Origin of the sequence: Wenzhouxiangella sp. XN79A, assembly GCF_012272825.1 — a bacterium.
Lineage (GTDB): Bacteria > Pseudomonadota > Gammaproteobacteria > Xanthomonadales > Wenzhouxiangellaceae.
In genome coordinates, this window is the sequence record NZ_JAAWWS010000158.1 from 1 (window position 1) to 15,892 (window position 15,892).

At 69.4% G+C, this 15,892-nt stretch carries 13 protein-coding genes and 1 other RNA gene; 7 read left to right on the forward strand and 7 right to left on the reverse strand.

Annotation, left to right across the window (positions count from 1 at the left end):
• Nucleotides 1-627: 627 nt before the first annotated feature.
• Nucleotides 628-1,293, reverse strand: coding sequence for a 3-deoxy-D-manno-octulosonic acid kinase (locus tag HFP89_RS12850; protein WP_168718071.1), 666 nt, complete (start codon nucleotides 1,291-1,293; stop codon nucleotides 628-630).
• Between the two features lie 69 nt (nucleotides 1,294-1,362).
• On the opposite strand from HFP89_RS12850, the gene HFP89_RS12855 reads away from it, so the two are divergent.
• Nucleotides 1,363-2,370, forward strand: a complete 1,008-nt coding sequence (locus tag HFP89_RS12855) for a glycosyltransferase family 9 protein (protein ID WP_168718072.1) — start codon at nucleotides 1,363-1,365, stop codon at nucleotides 2,368-2,370.
• Nucleotides 2,371-2,373: 3 nt separating this feature from the next.
• Here HFP89_RS12855 and hrpA read toward each other — a convergent pair whose 3' ends face one another.
• The 5 genes from hrpA to HFP89_RS12880 form a co-directional block, all read right to left on the reverse strand.
• On the reverse strand, nucleotides 2,374-6,219 hold the full coding sequence (gene hrpA / locus HFP89_RS12860; RefSeq protein WP_168718073.1) for an ATP-dependent RNA helicase HrpA: 3,846 nt from the start codon (nucleotides 6,217-6,219) through the stop codon (nucleotides 2,374-2,376).
• Nucleotides 6,220-6,410: 191 nt separating this feature from the next.
• Complete coding sequence (locus HFP89_RS12865) at nucleotides 6,411-7,637, reverse strand: FAD-dependent oxidoreductase (RefSeq protein ID WP_168718074.1); 1,227 nt, start codon at nucleotides 7,635-7,637, stop codon at nucleotides 6,411-6,413.
• Nucleotides 7,634-8,833: an FAD-dependent monooxygenase gene (locus HFP89_RS12870; RefSeq protein WP_168718075.1), complete on the reverse strand. Its 1,200-nt coding sequence runs from the start codon at nucleotides 8,831-8,833 to the stop codon at nucleotides 7,634-7,636. The genes HFP89_RS12865 and HFP89_RS12870 overlap by 4 nt, the downstream gene beginning before the upstream one ends.
• A complete protein-coding gene (locus HFP89_RS12875) occupies nucleotides 8,830-10,134 on the reverse strand; it encodes an aminopeptidase P N-terminal domain-containing protein (protein WP_168718076.1) in 1,305 nt (434 codons plus the stop codon). Before HFP89_RS12875 ends, HFP89_RS12870 begins: the two co-directional genes overlap by 4 nt.
• A 102-nt stretch (nucleotides 10,135-10,236) precedes the next feature.
• On the reverse strand, nucleotides 10,237-10,767 hold the full coding sequence (locus HFP89_RS12880; protein WP_168718077.1) for a UPF0149 family protein: 531 nt from the start codon (nucleotides 10,765-10,767) through the stop codon (nucleotides 10,237-10,239).
• A gap of 232 nt (nucleotides 10,768-10,999) precedes the next feature.
• Between HFP89_RS12880 and HFP89_RS12885 the strand changes: the two genes are divergently transcribed.
• The 6 genes from HFP89_RS12885 (at nucleotide 11,000) to rpiA (ending at nucleotide 14,091) form a co-directional block, all read left to right on the forward strand.
• On the forward strand, nucleotides 11,000-11,221 hold the full coding sequence (locus HFP89_RS12885; RefSeq protein WP_168718078.1) for a TIGR02449 family protein: 222 nt from the start codon (nucleotides 11,000-11,002) through the stop codon (nucleotides 11,219-11,221).
• Nucleotides 11,221-11,520: a cell division protein ZapA gene (locus HFP89_RS12890; RefSeq protein ID WP_168718079.1), complete on the forward strand. Its 300-nt coding sequence runs from the start codon at nucleotides 11,221-11,223 to the stop codon at nucleotides 11,518-11,520. The genes HFP89_RS12885 and HFP89_RS12890 overlap by 1 nt, the downstream gene beginning before the upstream one ends.
• A gap of 50 nt (nucleotides 11,521-11,570) precedes the next feature.
• Nucleotides 11,571-11,757, forward strand: a non-coding RNA gene (ssrS, locus tag HFP89_RS12895) — 6S RNA.
• A gap of 31 nt (nucleotides 11,758-11,788) precedes the next feature.
• Entirely contained in the window at nucleotides 11,789-12,379 is a 591-nt protein-coding gene (locus HFP89_RS12900) for a 5-formyltetrahydrofolate cyclo-ligase (RefSeq protein WP_168718080.1), read from the forward strand.
• Between the two features lie 585 nt (nucleotides 12,380-12,964).
• Nucleotides 12,965-13,441: an EVE domain-containing protein gene (locus HFP89_RS12905; protein WP_168718081.1), complete on the forward strand. Its 477-nt coding sequence runs from the start codon at nucleotides 12,965-12,967 to the stop codon at nucleotides 13,439-13,441.
• Nucleotides 13,438-14,091: a ribose-5-phosphate isomerase RpiA gene (rpiA, locus tag HFP89_RS12910; protein ID WP_168718082.1), complete on the forward strand. Its 654-nt coding sequence runs from the start codon at nucleotides 13,438-13,440 to the stop codon at nucleotides 14,089-14,091. The genes HFP89_RS12905 and rpiA overlap by 4 nt, the downstream gene beginning before the upstream one ends.
• A 343-nt stretch (nucleotides 14,092-14,434) precedes the next feature.
• Here rpiA and HFP89_RS12915 read toward each other — a convergent pair whose 3' ends face one another.
• Nucleotides 14,435-15,601, reverse strand: a complete 1,167-nt coding sequence (locus HFP89_RS12915; RefSeq protein ID WP_168718083.1) for a cystathionine gamma-synthase — start codon at nucleotides 15,599-15,601, stop codon at nucleotides 14,435-14,437.
• Between the last annotated feature and the right edge of the window lie 291 nt (nucleotides 15,602-15,892).

The following is a 15,892-nucleotide window of genomic DNA, read 5'->3' on the forward strand; positions in this document are numbered from 1 at the left end:
GGCTCGGCCCCCCTTCGCCCGCAAGCGGCCTCCAACAGGCCTTCGGTCCTGCGCTCCGCCGAGATCGACTGTTGGAGGGAGCTTGCTCGCGAACCAGCTCCCGGCTCGGCCACCCTTCGCCCGCAAGCGGCCTCCAACAGGGATTTGATCTTGCGCGCCGCCGAGATCGACTGTTGGAGGGAGCTTGCTCGCGAACCGGCTCGGCCACCCTTCGCCCGGCACAGCCGGCCTCCCACGGGACTTCGATCGGGTGCTGGCGGTGGATTCGTTTTTGAGAGGTCGGATTTCCGCGCGAACTGCCGGGGTTCGAAGGGCGATTTCGTCACGAGGTCCCGGGTTCGCCTTCGGCGCCCCGGGATGACGGAGGAATAGAAGAGGTCCCGGGTTCGCCTTCGGCGCCCCGGGATGACGGAGGAATAGAAGAGGTCCCGGGTTCGCCTTCGGCGCCCCGGGATGACGGAGGAATAGAAGAGGTCCCGGGTTCGCCTGCAGCGCCCCGGGATGACGGAGGCGTAGAGGATGCGCTCCGATGGGTTCGACTTCGGGAGCCTGCCTGCAAGCGATGGCTGCCCTGGCCATCGATCTCGGGCAAGCCCCGCTCCCACAGGCGAGGTCGAGCGTTCAGTTTCAGCGCCGCCGAATCCCCAGCTTCGTCAGCGATCGTGTCAGTCGGGCGTGCATCGGGCCCGGGTTGGCGGGGCGGTTGCGCAGGCGTGCGCGGTCGAAGTCGACCAGCCACAGTCGGCCGTCCGGGCTGACGAGCAGGTTGGTGGCGTTGAGGTCCGGGTGGTGCAGGCCGGCGGCGGCGAAGCGATCGATCAGGGCGTCGATGTCTTGCCAGTCGCCGGGATCGAGCTCGTCGGCGACCCGGTCCAGTGGACGGGCGCCGTCGATGTACCGGGTCAGCAGCGCGGCCTGGTAGCCGAGCCCGCGGCGCGACACCCGGGCGGCCAGCGGTTCGGGCACCGGCAGGCCAGCATCGAACAGCGCTCGAAGCACGCGCCATTCGCGAACGCTGCGGGCGCGGTCGAACCCGGTCCAGGCATACCGTTGCCGGACCAGGTGGCGGACCAGGCCGCCGCGCCGGTAGGTCTTCAGTACCGCCGACCCGAACGGGCCATCGACGGCCAGCGCCTCGCCCCGGCCGCCGAAGCGCGCAACGATGCCGCCGGCCCGCTCCCAGGCCTCGGCGTGAAGCCAGGCCTCGGCGTGAAGCCAGGCCGGCGACGGCGACGGCAGGCGCCGGGGATCGTGCAGCACGATGTCGGAGCCGGATCGTAGAATGCGTTCCATGATGATTCGCATTGTCCCCGCTGCCCGCCGGGCTGTCCATTGAACGCAGCTCCGCGCTCGATCGTATTGATGCGGCTGTCGGCGCTCGGCGATGTCTGCCACTGCATCGCGCTGGTCCGGACGCTGCAGCGCGCGTTTCCGGACGCGTCGATCACCTGGATCATCGGCAGGAGCGAACATCGGCTGGCCGAGGCGATGGGCGGCGTGGAGTTCATCGTGCTGGACAAGAAGACCGGCCGGCGCGGTCGACGGTCCGTCCGCCGGGCGCTGCGCGGCCGGCGCTTCGACGTGCTGCTGCAGGCGCAGGTCTCGGCCCGGGCCAGCCTGCTGTCGCTGTCGGTGCGCGCCGATCGCCGGATCGGCTTCGACCGGGACCGCTCGCGCGAAGGCCACGGCCTGGTGGTCAACGAGCGCATCCGTGCCGTGCCGCTCCAGCACCAGGCCGAGGCGATGCTGGAATTCGCCCGGGCGCTGGGTGCGGCCACCGACGGCATCGACCGCGCGCCGCCGGTCGCCGAGCGCGACCGCGAGTTCGCCCGGATCCACCAACCCGAGGCCGATCGCGCGGTGCTGATCAGCCCCTGTTCGAGTCACCCCGGGCGCAATTGGTCGGCCGAGCGCTATGCAGCGATCGCCGATCACATCATCGAGCGGCACGGCCGGCCGGTGATCCTGGTCGGCGGGCCGTCGCGGATCGAGCGGCAGACGGCCGATGCGATCGCTGCCGCGATGACCCGGGATGCGCTGGACCTGGTCGGCCAGGACACGCTGGGCCAGGCCCTGGCGATGCTCGAACGCGCCGCCTGCCTGATCGCCCCGGATTCCGGGCCGGTCCACTTCGCCGCCGCCCTCGGCACGCCGGTGGTCGGGCTGTACGCGGCGACCTGGTCGAAGCGCTCGGGTCCGCTGGGCAGCCTCGAGCACTGCGTCGATCGCTTTCCCGAAGCCGCGCGGCGATTCATGGGCAAGGCGCCCGAGGACCTCAGGTGGGGCAAGCGGATCGAGCGGGACGGCGTGATGGATCTGGTGACGGTGGCGGACGTCACCGCACGAATCGACGCGCTGCTGGACGGCTGAGGCTCAGGCGGCTTCGCGGAGAACGGTGCCCCAGGCCTGTTCGAGTCGCTTTTTCGAGACCTTCTCCGCCGTGCCCAGCTGCTGGGCGAAGACCTGCACCCGGTATTCCTCGACGAGCCAGCGATAGCGGTCCAGCGCATCGGTGTAGGTCCCGCCGCCGGCCAGGTGCTCGAGGTAGTGTTGCCACCACGGGTCGGTCTCGGCCTGGCGCTGCACGTCGCGCCGCGGATCGAGCTCCAGCGCGTCGAGCCGGGCGTCGATCGCATCGAGGTAGCGCGGGTAATGACCGAGCCGCTCGGCGCGGATGTCGGCGACGAAACTCGGGTAGACCAGGTCCTCGAGCTGGGACTCGATGTCGGCCTGCGCCGAGGGCTGGGCCGGGCCGATGTCGTCGAGCCGGCGGCGCACCGCGTGCCAGCGCAGCACGACGCGGTCCAGGACCTCGATCGCGGCCCGGCAGCGGTCGACCAGGATCGGCCGCAGGCTCTTCTCCAGCGCGTCCAGCCCGGCGGCGTCGCGCACCGCCCAGGCGTCGTCGACCAGGTCGCCGACCAGCCGTTCGCCGAGGGTGCGTTCCAGCGTGGCGACGTCCTCGACGCGCGTCCACGCCAGCGCGGCCTGCTGCGACAGCCGGTGACTTTTCGCGACGTACTTCAGCTTGTCGGCCAGCCGCACCAGCAGCAGCCGATGAATGCCGCCGTGGTGCGCGGCGCGGGCTTCGGCCTCGTCGTCGAACAGCCGGAGGCCGACCGCCCGGCCCTGGTCGATCAGCGCCGGCCAGGCCGGGTCGCCGGCGCGCGTGCGGACCTGCTCCGGGAGCACCAGGTCGTCGAACTCGGTCAGGCCGTCGCGCTGCCATTCCTCGGCCTGGCGGGCCATGAAGTCGCGCCGCGCCCGCTCGCCGAGGTCGGCCTGCAGCCCTTCGAGGTCGCGGGACTCGGCCAGGATCCTGCCGCCTTCATCGAGCACCCGGACGTTGAATCGCAGGTGCTCGTCGAGGCGCTCGAGCTGGAAATCGTCGGGCGTGATCTCGAGCCCGCCGATCCGGGCCAGTTCGGCGGCGAGACGCTCGTGCAGACTGCCCGCCGGTTCGCCCAACGCCTCCAGCGCGGCCTTCGCGTAGTCGGCCAGCGGTACGAAGGCGCGCCGCTTCGACTTCGGCAAGGTGCCGATCAGGCCCTTGACGGCATCGGCGCGCAACCCGGGCACCAGCCACTGCAGCCGGTCCGGGTCGAGCCGGTTCAGGCGGTGCAGCGGGCAGATCACCGTCACTCCGTCGGCCGGGTGAGCCGGCTCGAAGCGATAGTCGAGCTCGAACACCTCGCCGTCGAGCTCGAGCCGGTCCGGAAACTCCTCGCCGGGGGGTTCGGCGTCGTCGCGGAGCAGGGTGGCGTGGTCGTAGAGCAGCTGGGCGCGCTGCTTCTCGTCCAGGCCCTCGTACCAGCGGCCGAAGGCCTTGACGGTAAAGATCTGCGGCGGCAGCCGCTGGTCGAAGAATTCGACGCGGGCGGATTCGTCGGCCAGCACGTCGCGCGCCCGGCGCTTGTGTTCGTGGGTGGCCAGCTCGTCGACCAGCTGCCGGTTGCGCTTGAGGAAACCGGCCTCGAAGTCCATTTCGCCGCGGACCAGCGCGTGCAGGATCATCAGTTCGCGCGCGGTGTCGGGGTCGTGCGGACCGTAGTGGATGCGGCGCTTCTCGACCAGGGTCAGGCCGTAGAGCGTGACCTGCTGGTAGCCCATCACGCGGCCGGCGCGGCGGTCCCAGTGCGGGTCGAACACGCGCGACCGGGTCAGGTGCGCGGCCTGCTGCTCCAGCCACTCGGGCTTGATCGTCGCGACCGTCCGGGCCCAGGGCCGCGAGGTCTCGACCAGCTCCGCGGCCATGATCCAGCCCGGCCGCGAGCGGCCCAGCGCCGAGCCCGGAAAGATCCGTACCTTGTGACCGCGCGCGCCGACGTAGTCGCCGTCCTCGTCGTGCCGGCCGACCTGGGCCAGCAGGCCCGAGAGCAGGGCGCGATGCACCGATTCGGCCACGCCTTCATCGAGGGTGCGGATTCGCCCGACCGCCCAGCCGTTCTCCCGGACCAGCTCCCTGAGCTGCGCGACCAGCTGGCCCCACTCGTGCAGCCTCAGCGGCGACAGGAAACTGCGTTTCGCGAGCTTGTCGGCCTGGCTGCGCGACAGCGCTGTTCGCTGGTTCTGCCACCAGCTCCACAGTGTCAAAAGGCCCAGGAAGTCCGAGCCGGCGACCCGGAACTGGGCGTGCGCCTCGTCGGCGGCCTGCTGCTGGTCCGGCGGCCGCTCGCGCGGGTCCTGCAGGCCCAGCGCGGCGACCAGCACCAGCGCCTCGGCCAGCGCGCCGCGCTGGTCGGCCTCGATCAGCATCCGGCCGTGGCGCGCGTCGACCGGCAGCGCGGCCAGCTGGCGGCCCAGCGGCGTCAGCGCACGCGCCTCGTCGACGGCTTGCAGTTCGACCAGCGTCGACCAGGCTTCGTTGACCAGTCTGGTCGGCGGCGGATCGATGAACGGAAAAGCCTCGGGGTCGCCCAGGCCCAGCGCCAGCATCTCCAGCACCACGCCGACCAGGCCGGCGCGCTGGATCTCCGGCTCCGTGTACTCGGGCCGGGCATCGAAGTCGGCCTGGTCGAACAGCCGGATGCAGGTGCCCGGCCCGACCCGTCCGCAGCGCCCCGCGCGCTGGTTGCAGGAGGCCTGCGACACCGGTTCGACCGGCAGCCGCAGCACTTTCGAGTGGGTCGCGTAGCGCGAAATGCGGGCCAGCCCCGAGTCGATCACGAAGCGGATGCCGGGCACGGTCAGCGAGGTCTCGGCCACGTTGGTCGCCAGTACGATGCGTCGGCCGACGCCGGACTTGAAGATCGCATCCTGGCGCGAGGCCGGCAGCCGGGCATACAGCGGCAGCACCTCGGTGTTCGGCAGGGCGGCCCTGGACAGCGCGCGCGAGGCCTGGAAGATCTCTCGCTCGCCGGGCAGGAACACCAGGATGTCGCCGCGTGGATCGATCTTCGTCGCTCGGGCCACGGCGCGCCGGACCTGTTGTTCGAGTGCCTCGCCGTCGTTCGGTGGCTGGTATTCGACCGTCACCGGGTAGCTGCGCCCCTCGACGTCGATCACCGGCGCGTCGCCGAAGTGCTCGGCGAAGCGCGCGGTGTCGATCGTCGCCGAGGTGATGATGAGTTTCAGGTCCGGCCGACGGTCGAGCAGCTGCTTGAGGTAGCCGAGCAGGAAGTCGATGTTCAGGCTGCGCTCGTGGGCCTCGTCGATGATCAGCGTGTCGTAGCGGTTCAGCCGGCGATCGCCGTGCACCTCGGCCAGCAGGATGCCGTCGGTCATGAACTTGATGAAGGTGTTGTCCGAGACCCGGTCGTTGAACCGCACCTGGAAGCCGACCGCCTGGCCGAGCTCGCTGTCCAGTTCCTCGGCCACCCGTCGGGCGACGCTGCGCGCGGCGATCCGCCGCGGCTGCGTGCAGCCGATCAACCCCCGCCGCCCGCGCCCGGCCTCCAGCGCCATCTTCGGCAGCTGCGTCGATTTGCCGGACCCGGTCGCCCCGGCGACCACCACCACGCGGTGGTCCCGGATGGCCGCGACGATATCGTCCTTGCGGGCCGTGATCGGCAGCTCGGGATCGTAGGCGGGCCGCGGTGCGGCCTGGTTCCTCGCTTCGACCTTCGCCTTCGATGCGGCCAGCTTGGCCGCGAAATCGGCCAGCGACTTTTCGTGCTTCGGGTCGTCCGGTGACATCTTCTGCAGGCGCTTGCGCTGGCCGATCAAGCGGCTGACGTCGCGTTGGAGGAGGTCGTCGGGGTGGAGTTCGGGGAGGTTCATCGCCGACGTATTCTTGCAGATGGGGGTGGTTTTTTTGGGGGTGGTAGTGGCTTTTCTTTGTGGTTCGAATGCTGTTTTGGTTTCTGGTGGTGATGCGACTTCGAATTCGAAGCCGGCTGCAGGCCAGAACAACCCTTCGCCCGGATGGGGCCTCCAGCAGGCCGCTCAGCGCCGGCCGCCAGGGCCGAGCCTTACCGGGCCTCCAGTACCCGGATGCCCCCCTCGACTTCCTTCAACCCGCACGCTCGATCCACGAACACGCCGCGCGCCAGCCGCGAGCGCTTCATCAACCCGAAGCCGATGCCGAGCCCTTCGAGCGCGGGCAGGCCGAAGCCGCGCAGTTCGCTGAGGACGTGGATGCCGCCGGCGACCAGCGCGGCGTCGGAGCCGCGGCGGCGGGCGTAGCGGGCCAGGGCGATGTCCGGGCGGGTGCGCTGGCCACCCAGCTGCTCGGCCAGTACGGCGACATCGGCCAGGCCCAGGTTCAGGCCCTGGCCGGCCAGCGGGTGGACGTTGCGGGCCGCGTCGCCGAGCAGGCCGACGCGGCCGCTGGCCAGCCGTCGGGCGGTGCGGCGGATCAGCGGCAGGGCATGCCGGGCTTCGATCGCGGTGACCTTGCCGAACGGTGCGCCGAGGGCGTGTTCGTTCAGCGCCTCGATGAAGGCTGCATCGTCGAGGGCCATCAGGCGCTCGGCGTGGTCGTTCGGCACCGACCAGACCAGCGAGGAGCGGCCCTGGTTTCCGGACGGCTGGGGCAGCGGCAGCAGGGCCAGCGGGCCGAGTGCGGTGAAGCGCTGCCAGGCGGTGCCGGGGTTGGCCTGTTCGCTGCTCAGGTGGGTGACCAGCGCCTTCTGGTTGTAGTCGACGGTGTCGATGTCGATGCCGGCAGCGGTGCGCACGGCGCTGCGCGCGCCGTCGGCGCCGATCAGCAGCTCGGCGTCGAAGCGGGTGCCGTCGGCCAGCGTCAGTCGGGCCCGGTCGGGTTCGAGGTCCAGCGCGCGGATTTCGGCCGGTGCGTGGAGGTGGACGCGGCGGTGGCCGCGCAGCCCGGCCCAGAGCGCGTCGACCAGGGCCGGGATCTCGACGATGACGCCGAGTGCGTCGAGCCCGTGCTCGCCCGCCTCGAAGCGCACCTCGCCGCGGCCGGCGGCCACCTGCATCCGGGCATAGGGCGCATAGCGGCCGGCATCGAGCCGGCGCCAGGCGCCGAGCGTGGCCAGCAGGCGCTGCGAGCCGGGGCTGATCGCGACCACGCGCGGATCGAGCGGGGCGTCGGCGGCCAGCGGTGTCGGCTCGCGCCGATCGATCAGTGCGACATCGCGGCCGAGCTCGGCCAGCACCAGCGCTGCGGCGGCACCGGCGACGCCGCCGCCGACGACCACCACGGGCGTTGCGCTGTTCGGGCCGCCGGTGTTCACGGCGTCTCCCGGGCCAGCGTCGAGACCGGCTCGCGGAATCCCATCGCCGAGCGAACCAGCCGGCGCTGGAGGCCGGGCAGGATCGCATGGGCGGCCAGGCCGAGGCCGGCGCCGAGCCGGAACGGCAGGCTGGGGTTGGTGAAGGTCCGGGCCAGCGTGTCGGTGTACCGGACGGTTTCGGCCTGGTCGCCGGCGCGCGACTGTGCGTAGCGGGCCAGCCAGGCCGGGGCGCCCGGGTCATGGGCTTCGGCCAGTGCGTCGAGCAGACCGGCCACGTCGCGCAGGCCCAGGTTGAAGCCCTGCGCGGAGACCGGGTGGACGGTGTTCGCCGCGTTGCCGACGGCCACGCAGCGCCGGCCGATCGGGGTCGGCGTGCGCAGCAGCTTCAGCGGATAGCGCGCTCGCCTGCCGGGGCGGTCGAAGCCGCGGAACCCGGTGCCGGCCCGGCGCTGCAGGCGCTCGATCAGTTCGTCGTCCGACCAGTCCATGGCCGCCTCGACCGCTTCGCTGCGGTCGATCCAGACCACGCCCAGCCGGCCTTCGGGCTGCGGCAGGAAGGCCAGCGGCCCGGTCGGGGTGAAGCGTTCGAAGGCGATGTCGGTCGAGGCCGGGTCGGGCTGGACGTTGAAGATCATCGCCGACTGGCGGTAGTCGTGCAGGCTGGAGGCCATTCCGGCGGCCTGGCGAATGCTCGACCCGGTGCCGTCGGCGGCCACCAGCAGTCGGCTACGCAACCGGGTGCCCGAGGCCAGCCGCACCTCGACCCCATCTTCGTCGACGGCGAAGGTCTCCAGCGTTTCCGGACAGTACTCGGCGACGCCGTCGGTGCTCCTCATCGTCTCGAGCAGTCGGTTGCCGAGCTCGCGGGCGACGATCACGTCACCGAAGCGGTCGACGCCGTGCCGATCGGCCTGCAGCCGAACGTGGCCGAAGCCGCCGGCGCGGGTGATCTCGATGGTCCGGATCGGGCAACGGGTCAGCGGCCCGTCGAGCACGCCCAGCGCGCCCAGAATGTTCAGCGAGGCGCGATTGACGACCAGCGTCCGGTCGTCGTAACTCGGCTGGTGGTTGGCGTCGCGATCGATCGCCTCGATCACCGCCACATCGAAGCCGCGACCGGCCAGGCCGATCGCCAGCGAGGCCCCGGCCAGACCGCCGCCGGCAATCACCACGTCGTGTCCGTGCGCTTCGTTCATCCGACGTTCATCCAGTCCTCGATCGCGGCGGCCTCGGCGGGCACCGAGGCGGTCAGGTTCTCGGGCTCGCCGTCGGTGACCCGGATGTCGTCCTCGATCCGCACGCCGATGCCGCGGAATTCTTCCGGAAGGTCGTCTTCGACGCCGATGTACAGCGCCGGCTCGACGGTCGTGACCATGTTCTTCTCCAGCTGTCGCGACTGCCCGTCGATGCGGTAGTCGCCGACGTCGTGCACGTCCAGGCCCAGCCAGTGGCCGGTCTTGTGCATGTAGAAGCGGCGGTAGTGCTGCTGCTCGAGATTCTCGTCCAGCGAGCCGGTCAGCAGGCCGAGCTCGATCAGGCCTTCGGTCAGCACCCGGCAGGCGGTGTCATGGATGTCGTCGAACACGTTGCCGGGCCGGACGCGGTCGATCGCCGCCTGCTGGGCGGCGAACACCACCTCGTGCACGGCCCGCTGGGCCGGCGTGAAGCGTCCGGATACCGGAAAGGTGCGCGAGATGTCGGCGGCGTAGCCGTCGACCTCGCAACCGGCATCGATCAGCACCAGTCCGTCGTCGGGCAGCGGTCGGTCGTTCTTCACGTAGTGCAGGATCAGCGCGTTGGTGCCGCCGGCGACGATCGGCAGGTACGAAGCCGGGCAGCCGTGGCGAGTGAATTCGTGCAGCAGCTCGGCGGTCAGCTCGGCCTCGGTCAGGCCCGGTCGGCAGGCGCGCATGGCGCGGGCGTGCGCGTCGGCCGAGATCTTCGCCGCGCGTCGCATCCGCTTCAGCTCGTCGGCCGACTTGATCAACCGGAGCTCATGCAGCAGGTGATCGAGGCCGATGAAGTCCTCCGGCGCGCGAACGTTGCGCTTCTGCTTGCGCAACCGGTTGCGCCAGTCGATTACCTGGCGATCGAAGGTCGGGTCGCGACCGACCGCGTGGTAGATCCGCTCGCGGCCCTCCATCAGGCCGGGCAGGATCTCGTCGAGGTCATCGATCGGGAAGGCGTCGTCGACGGCCAGCTGTTCGCGCGCCGCGTCGAGACCCAGCCGCGGGCCGTCCCAACGCTCGCGCTCCGGGTCCTTCTCGCGGCAGAACAGCAGTTGCTCGCCGGCCTCGCGGCCCGGCACCAGCACCAGCACCGCTTCGGGTTCGTCGAAGCCGGTCAGGTACAGGAAGTCGCTGTCCTGGCGAAAGGCGAAATGACTGTCGCCGTTGCGCAGCACTTCGCGCGCGCCGGGCACGATCAACACGCTGTCGGGTTCGGCCAGCGACATCAGGTCGCGACGGCGGCGGAGAAAGGCATCGGGGGCGTTCATCGGCAGCGTCCGGGCGTCGGGCCGGCGTCCATCGGGCAGGGGATCACCGGCAAGGATGCGGGTCGAGCGTGCATGCGGCGTGGGTGGTCGTACGGCGTCGGGTCAGGCGGATTGGCGAAGCCGTTCCTCGCGCAGCAGCAGCGTGGCCACGCGCACGAATTCATTGAGTTCGGTCAGGGCCTCCTCCTGGATCTCGTCGTCGGCCTCCGGGTCCAGGCCGGCGCGGGCGATCTGCTCGAGCATCCGCAGCGCCTCGGCGGCATCGCCCTGTTCCGCCCCGCGGCCGGCCGTGCCGTAGCCGGCCAGGAAGCCGGTGACCCAGGCGGCCAGGCAATGGGTCCGCTCGTCCAGCGGGCGGTCGTCGGTCGGCAGCAGGGGGCGGAAGTCCATGTCCGGCGAGGCCAGTTCGCTGCGCAGCGTGGCGATCGCCGGGCCCAGCTGCTGCTGGATCCGGTCGGAGTTCCAGTCGCCGACCTGCAGGCCGGCCAGCTGGTCGGCCAGTCGCTGGTCGTCCTGGCCCGGAGCGGCCACCAGCAGGCCGATCACCACGCCGTGGGTCTCGGCCACGCGGGCCGGGTCGCTGTCGGCGGCCAGCGCGAGCAGCCAGGCGAGTTTCGATTCGTTGTCGTTCATCAAGAGGCGTTCGTGGAGCAGGCCGTACATGGTAGCACCGGGCTCCCTCGTCCTCACGGCGCGGGCCGGCCATCCGGGAGGCGATGCGGGAGTGAATGGGGAACGATTCCGGGCCCACTTGGCAAGCTGCCTGACAAAGTTCTATCATTACGTTGTATTGCCAGCGAAAAATGGCAAGACGAGACACCGCAGGTCAACGCACGCACACCAACTCAAGAGGGGTCCTGAGCGCATGAGCCTAGAACGCACCCGAGCCGCGATCGACGTCATCGAGCAGCGCGTCGGCGAACTCGTCGCGCGGATCGAGGAACTCGAGCGCGAGAACCGGTCGCTGCTGGCCCGCCAGGAATCGCTGGTGGCCGAGCGGGCCGGCCTGGTCCAGCGCAACGAAGAGGCGCGCTCACGGGTCGAGGCGATGATCGAGCGCTTGAAGTCGCTGGAGAATGCAAGCTGATGGCCGAACCGGAGCTCGTTTCGGTCCGCATCCTGGACCGTGAATTCAAGGTCATGTGCCAGCCCGGCGAACGTCGCGGGCTGATGGAGGCCGCGCTGTTCCTCGACGGCCAGATGCGCGAAATCCGCGAGTCGGGCAAGCTGACCTCGATGGAGAAGATCGCGGTGATGTGTGCGTTGAACCTGGCCGACGAGCTGGTCAAGCTGCGCCAGGAATCGGCCGATCGCCGCGAGCAGGTCGATCAGCGCCTGCTCGATCTCGCCGGCCGCCTGGACGGCACCGGTTCGCCGCCGGAGTGAAGACGCCGACCCGTGAATTCCCGGGTCCGGTGGTATCATTCGTTCCGTGGTGCTCTCTGCGGTGTTCGCCAGCGGAATCGCATTATGCCTTGTCCCTACTTATCGACCTCGGGACGGCGCCTTTCGATGCTGGTGTGCAGTTCGTGGAATGCGAACCGCCTGAAGGCGCGAAGAGCTGTCCCACCTGAACCTCTGGTTCAAGGTCTCCGATTTCGCAGCGGCATCTGCGGAGGGCACCCGCCTCTTTCTTCCACCGCCCGGTTCCGGCATGGCCGACGCTCCTGACGTTCGCAAGGATGCCCTGCGCCGCCAGGTGCTGGACAGCCGGGCGGCGCTTCACCCCGGCGAAAAGCGACGCGCCGACCGCCAGATGGCCAGCCACCTGCTGCGCCTGCTGCAGGAGCGCGACTGCGTCGACCTGGCCGGGTTCCATCCCTTCCGCGGCGAGCCCGACCTGCGGCCCGCGCTCGAGGTGCTGGCCGAGGCCGGCCGGCGGATCTGGCTTCCGGTGGTCGATGGCCGCGGCCTGCGCTTCCGACGCTGGACGCCGGACACGCCGATGCAGCCGAACCGCTTCGGCATTCCCGAGCCCGTCGAAGGGCCGTTCCGCGAGCCGGAGCGGCTGGACATCGTGCTGACGCCGCTGGTCGCGTATTCGGCCAGCGGCATGCGGCTGGGGATGGGTGCGGGCTTCTACGACCGCGCCTTCGCGTTCCTCCGTGCCCACCCCGAAGCCGGGCCCTGGCTGGTCGGTGCCGCCTACACCCTCCAGCAGCTCGACAGCCTCCCGGCCGATCCCTGGGACGTCCCGCTGGCCGCCGTCCTCACCGAGCGCGGGCTGCAGGTGTTTCGGGAGTGACGCTGCAGGCGCTGCGGGCCGGATTCCCTGGATAATGACCGCAAAGACGCGAAGAGAAAGGCAGTCGAACATCAAGGTGTGGGGCGCGGCCCCACGTAGACGCGCAAGGTCACCGACCACCCCTCGCTGCCTGGAACGACGCCTCGGCCGCAACAACGAGGAAATCGCTGCAGGATCTTCTCCCGGTCGATGACCCCATTTGTCGATGACCCCATTTACCGTCTGCCTCGCTGGTTCACTTCCCGGATCGGCGTTTCTCTGCGGCTCGGCGAGATCGCTCTTCGACGCCATGTCCTTTGCTTCGCTTTTCTCTTCGTGCTCATGCTCTAGCCCGCATTGTTCATGAATGAGCTCGCGCCCTTGCCTGGTCCTTGTCCGCACAGCGAATCGTCCTCGCTCGGAAATACAGCAGGGTCTTCCGCTCGGTCGGAACATCCCCTGTGCGAACGATTCCCGGCGCAATCATCGCGGCGATTCATGAATAATGCGGGCTAGAAGAACCGAGCACGCCCGCGAACGGAGTCTCTGCCTTTCGATCGAGCGCGCGTTACCATCAACAGTAGTTTTCGACGGGATTCGAACCGCATGAACTACTGGTTGATGAAATCCGAGCCGGACGTGTTCGGGATCGAGCACCTGAAGGCCTGCAAGGACAAGACCGAGCCCTGGGACGGGATCCGCAACTACCAGGCCCGGAATTTCATGCGCGACGAGATGAAGAAGGGCGACAAGGTGTTCTTCTATCACTCCAACTGCAAGATCCCGGGCATCGTCGGAATCGCCAAGGTGGTCTCGAAACCCTACCCCGACCCGACCCAGTTCGACGCAGGCTCGAACTACTTCGACGCGAAGTCCGATCCGGACGACCCGCGCTGGGTGCTGGTCGATATCCAGCACGTCCGCGATCTGAAGCGCACGGTCTCGCTGACCGAAATGAAGGCCCGCGCCGACGAGTTCGGCGACTTCCAGCTGCTCGCGCGCGGCAACCGCCTGTCGATCCTGCCGGTCTCGAAGGACCAGTGGGACCAGGTCCTGAAGATGGAAAAGGAGAATCCTGCATGAGCCAGCAACGACTGAAGATCGAAGTCGCCCGGGCGGCGCTGAAGCACGTCGAGGACGGGATGCTGCTCGGCGTCGGCACCGGCTCGACCGTCAACGCCTTCATCGATGAACTGGGCGCCAGCGGCATTCGGCTCGAGGGCGCGGTCTCGTCGTCGGACGCGACCACCGAAAAGCTGAAGGCCATCGGCGTCGATGTCCTCGACCTCAACCGCACCGGGGACCTGGCGCTGTACATCGACGGCGCCGACGAATTCGATGCCCACCGCCGACTGATCAAGGGCGGGGGTGGGGCGCTGACCCGCGAGAAGATCATCGCCGGGGCCAGCAAACGGTTCATCTGCATCGTCGATGAAAGCAAGCGCGTCAACATACTCGGTGAGTTTCCGCTGCCGGTCGAGGTGATCCCGATGGCCCGTTCACTGGTTGCTCGCAAGCTGACCGGCCTGGGCGGGCAGCCGGAGCTGCGCGAGGACTTCACCACCGACAACGGCAACCTGATTCTCGATGTTCGCAATCTCGACCTCGTCGACCCGGTCAGCATGGAGACGAAGATCAATCAGATTCCCGGCGTCGTCACCTGCGGCCTGTTCGCTCACCGCCCGGCCGACGTCGTTCTCATGGCCACCGAAAGCGGCATCGAAACGATCTGAGCTTCGGTCTTGGTGTCTCGATCCTTTAGAGGAGGGACGCGAAGAGGCGAAGGGCGCGAAGAGAAACCGGAATTTCTGGAACTGCGGGAAAACGGCCGCTCGCAGAGACGCCTAGCTGCAGAGAACGGCAACGGAATTCGAAGGTGTCGGGCAATCCGGGGCTCCGGACCGGATGGCATCGCTGCTCGGTCGCTCAGCGAGTTCCCGCCCAGGCGGCAAGGCCATCCAGTCCGGGCCGACAGTCGTCGGGGTCGAGCCACTAGATCTTTTCGATCCATGCATCGCGTTTGGACATGGCGGTCTCCTGGAACGTGGATGAATCTTCAGTCCACGCCCCTCCAGGTCAGACTGCGTCCAGCGCGGTCTCGAGGTCGGCGATCAGGTCGCCGACGTCCTCGATGCCGACCGACAGCCGGATCAGCGAGTCGGTAATGCCGAGCGCCTCGCGCCGCTCCTTCGGAACGGTGCCGTGGGTCATGATCGCCGGGTGGTTGACCAGGCTCTCGACACCGCCGAGCGACTCGGCCAGCGCGAACAGCCGGGTGTTCTCGAGGAACCGGCGGGCGGTCGGCAGATCGCTCTGGAGGTCGAAGCTGACCATGCCGCCGAAGCCGGACATCTGGCGCTCGGCCAGCTTCTTCTGCGGGTGGCTGTCCAGGCCGGGGTAGATCACCTTGCCGACCTTCGGCTGCTCGACCAGCCACTCGGCGATGCGGTGTGCATTCTCGCAGTGGGCCTTCATCCGGAGCGCCAGCGTCTTGGCGCCGCGCATCGCCAGCCAGGCGTCGAACGGGCCCTGCACGCCGCCGGCGGAGTTCTGCAGGAAGCCGACCTGCTCGGCCAGCGCCTCGTCGTTGACGACCACAGCGCCGCCGACCATGTCCGAGTGGCCGTTCAGGTACTTGGTCACCGAGTGCAGCACGACGTCGGCGCCCAGTGCGATCGGGCGTTGCAGCATCGGCGTGGCGAAGGTGTTGTCGACGATCAGCTTGCAGCCATGCCGGTGCGCCAGCTCGGCCATCCTGGCGATGTCCACCAGCTGCAGCATCGGGTTGGTCGGCGTCTCGACCCAGATCAGCTTCGTCCGGTCGGTGATCGCAGCGGCCGCGGCGTCGAGGTCGGCCAGGTCGGCGAAGGTGAAATCCAGGCCGGACGAGCGGCGCCGGACCCGTTCGAACAGCCGCCAGGTGCCGCCGTAGAGATCGTGCATCGCGACGACGTGGTCGCCGGGCTCGAGCAGGTGCATCAGGGTGTCGACCGCGGCCATGCCCGAGGCGAAGGCGAATCCGGCCACGCCGCCTTCCAGGTCGGCGATGCAGGCCTCCCAGGCCTTGCGGGTCGGGTTGTGCGTGCGCGAGTACTCGTAACCCTGGTGGTCACCGGGGCTGGACTGCACGTAGGTGCTGGTGGTGTAGATCGGCGTCATGATCGCGCCGGTGGACGGATCGGGTGCCTGGCCGGCGTGGATCACGCGGGTCGCGAGCTTGTCGTGCGATTCGGATCTGGACATCGGGAGCGGGTCGATTCGGGAAGGACCGCTATCGTACCGGATCGATCCGGTGTTCTCGGCGGATCTGCAAACGAATACGCCGCCACTGGGGGCGGCGTATTCGCTGCGCGGTGCCGCGGCTCAGCAGAACGGCAGGAAGGGCAGGCTGTTGCAGATCGAAGGCCGGCCGCCGCCACCCCCACCGCCGGAACCGCCGCCGGAACCGCCGCCAGGGCCACCACCGGAACCGCCGCCGGAACCGCCGCCAGGGCCACCACCGGAACCGCCGCCGGAACCGCCGCCAGGGCCACC

Bases quoted from the DNA above. Each gene is read 5' to 3' on its own strand.
- HFP89_RS12850 (WP_168718071.1), bottom strand. From the start codon at position 1,293: ATGGAACGCATTCTACGATCCGGCTCCGACATCGTGCTGCACGATCCC.
- HFP89_RS12855 (WP_168718072.1), top strand. From the start codon at position 1,363: ATGCGGCTGTCGGCGCTCGGCGATGTCTGCCACTGCATCGCGCTGGTC.
- hrpA (WP_168718073.1), bottom strand. From the start codon at position 6,219: ATGAACCTCCCCGAACTCCACCCCGACGACCTCCTCCAACGCGACGTC.
- HFP89_RS12870 (WP_168718075.1), bottom strand. From the start codon at position 8,833: ATGAACGAAGCGCACGGACACGACGTGGTGATTGCCGGCGGCGGTCTG.
- HFP89_RS12875 (WP_168718076.1), bottom strand. From the start codon at position 10,134: ATGAACGCCCCCGATGCCTTTCTCCGCCGCCGTCGCGACCTGATGTCG.
- HFP89_RS12880 (WP_168718077.1), bottom strand. From the start codon at position 10,767: ATGAACGACAACGAATCGAAACTCGCCTGGCTGCTCGCGCTGGCCGCC.
- HFP89_RS12885 (WP_168718078.1), top strand. From the start codon at position 11,000: ATGAGCCTAGAACGCACCCGAGCCGCGATCGACGTCATCGAGCAGCGC.
- HFP89_RS12890 (WP_168718079.1), top strand. From the start codon at position 11,221: ATGGCCGAACCGGAGCTCGTTTCGGTCCGCATCCTGGACCGTGAATTC.
- HFP89_RS12900 (WP_168718080.1), top strand. From the start codon at position 11,789: ATGGCCGACGCTCCTGACGTTCGCAAGGATGCCCTGCGCCGCCAGGTG.
- HFP89_RS12905 (WP_168718081.1), top strand. From the start codon at position 12,965: ATGAACTACTGGTTGATGAAATCCGAGCCGGACGTGTTCGGGATCGAG.
- rpiA (WP_168718082.1), top strand. From the start codon at position 13,438: ATGAGCCAGCAACGACTGAAGATCGAAGTCGCCCGGGCGGCGCTGAAG.
- HFP89_RS12915 (WP_168718083.1), bottom strand. From the start codon at position 15,601: ATGTCCAGATCCGAATCGCACGACAAGCTCGCGACCCGCGTGATCCAC.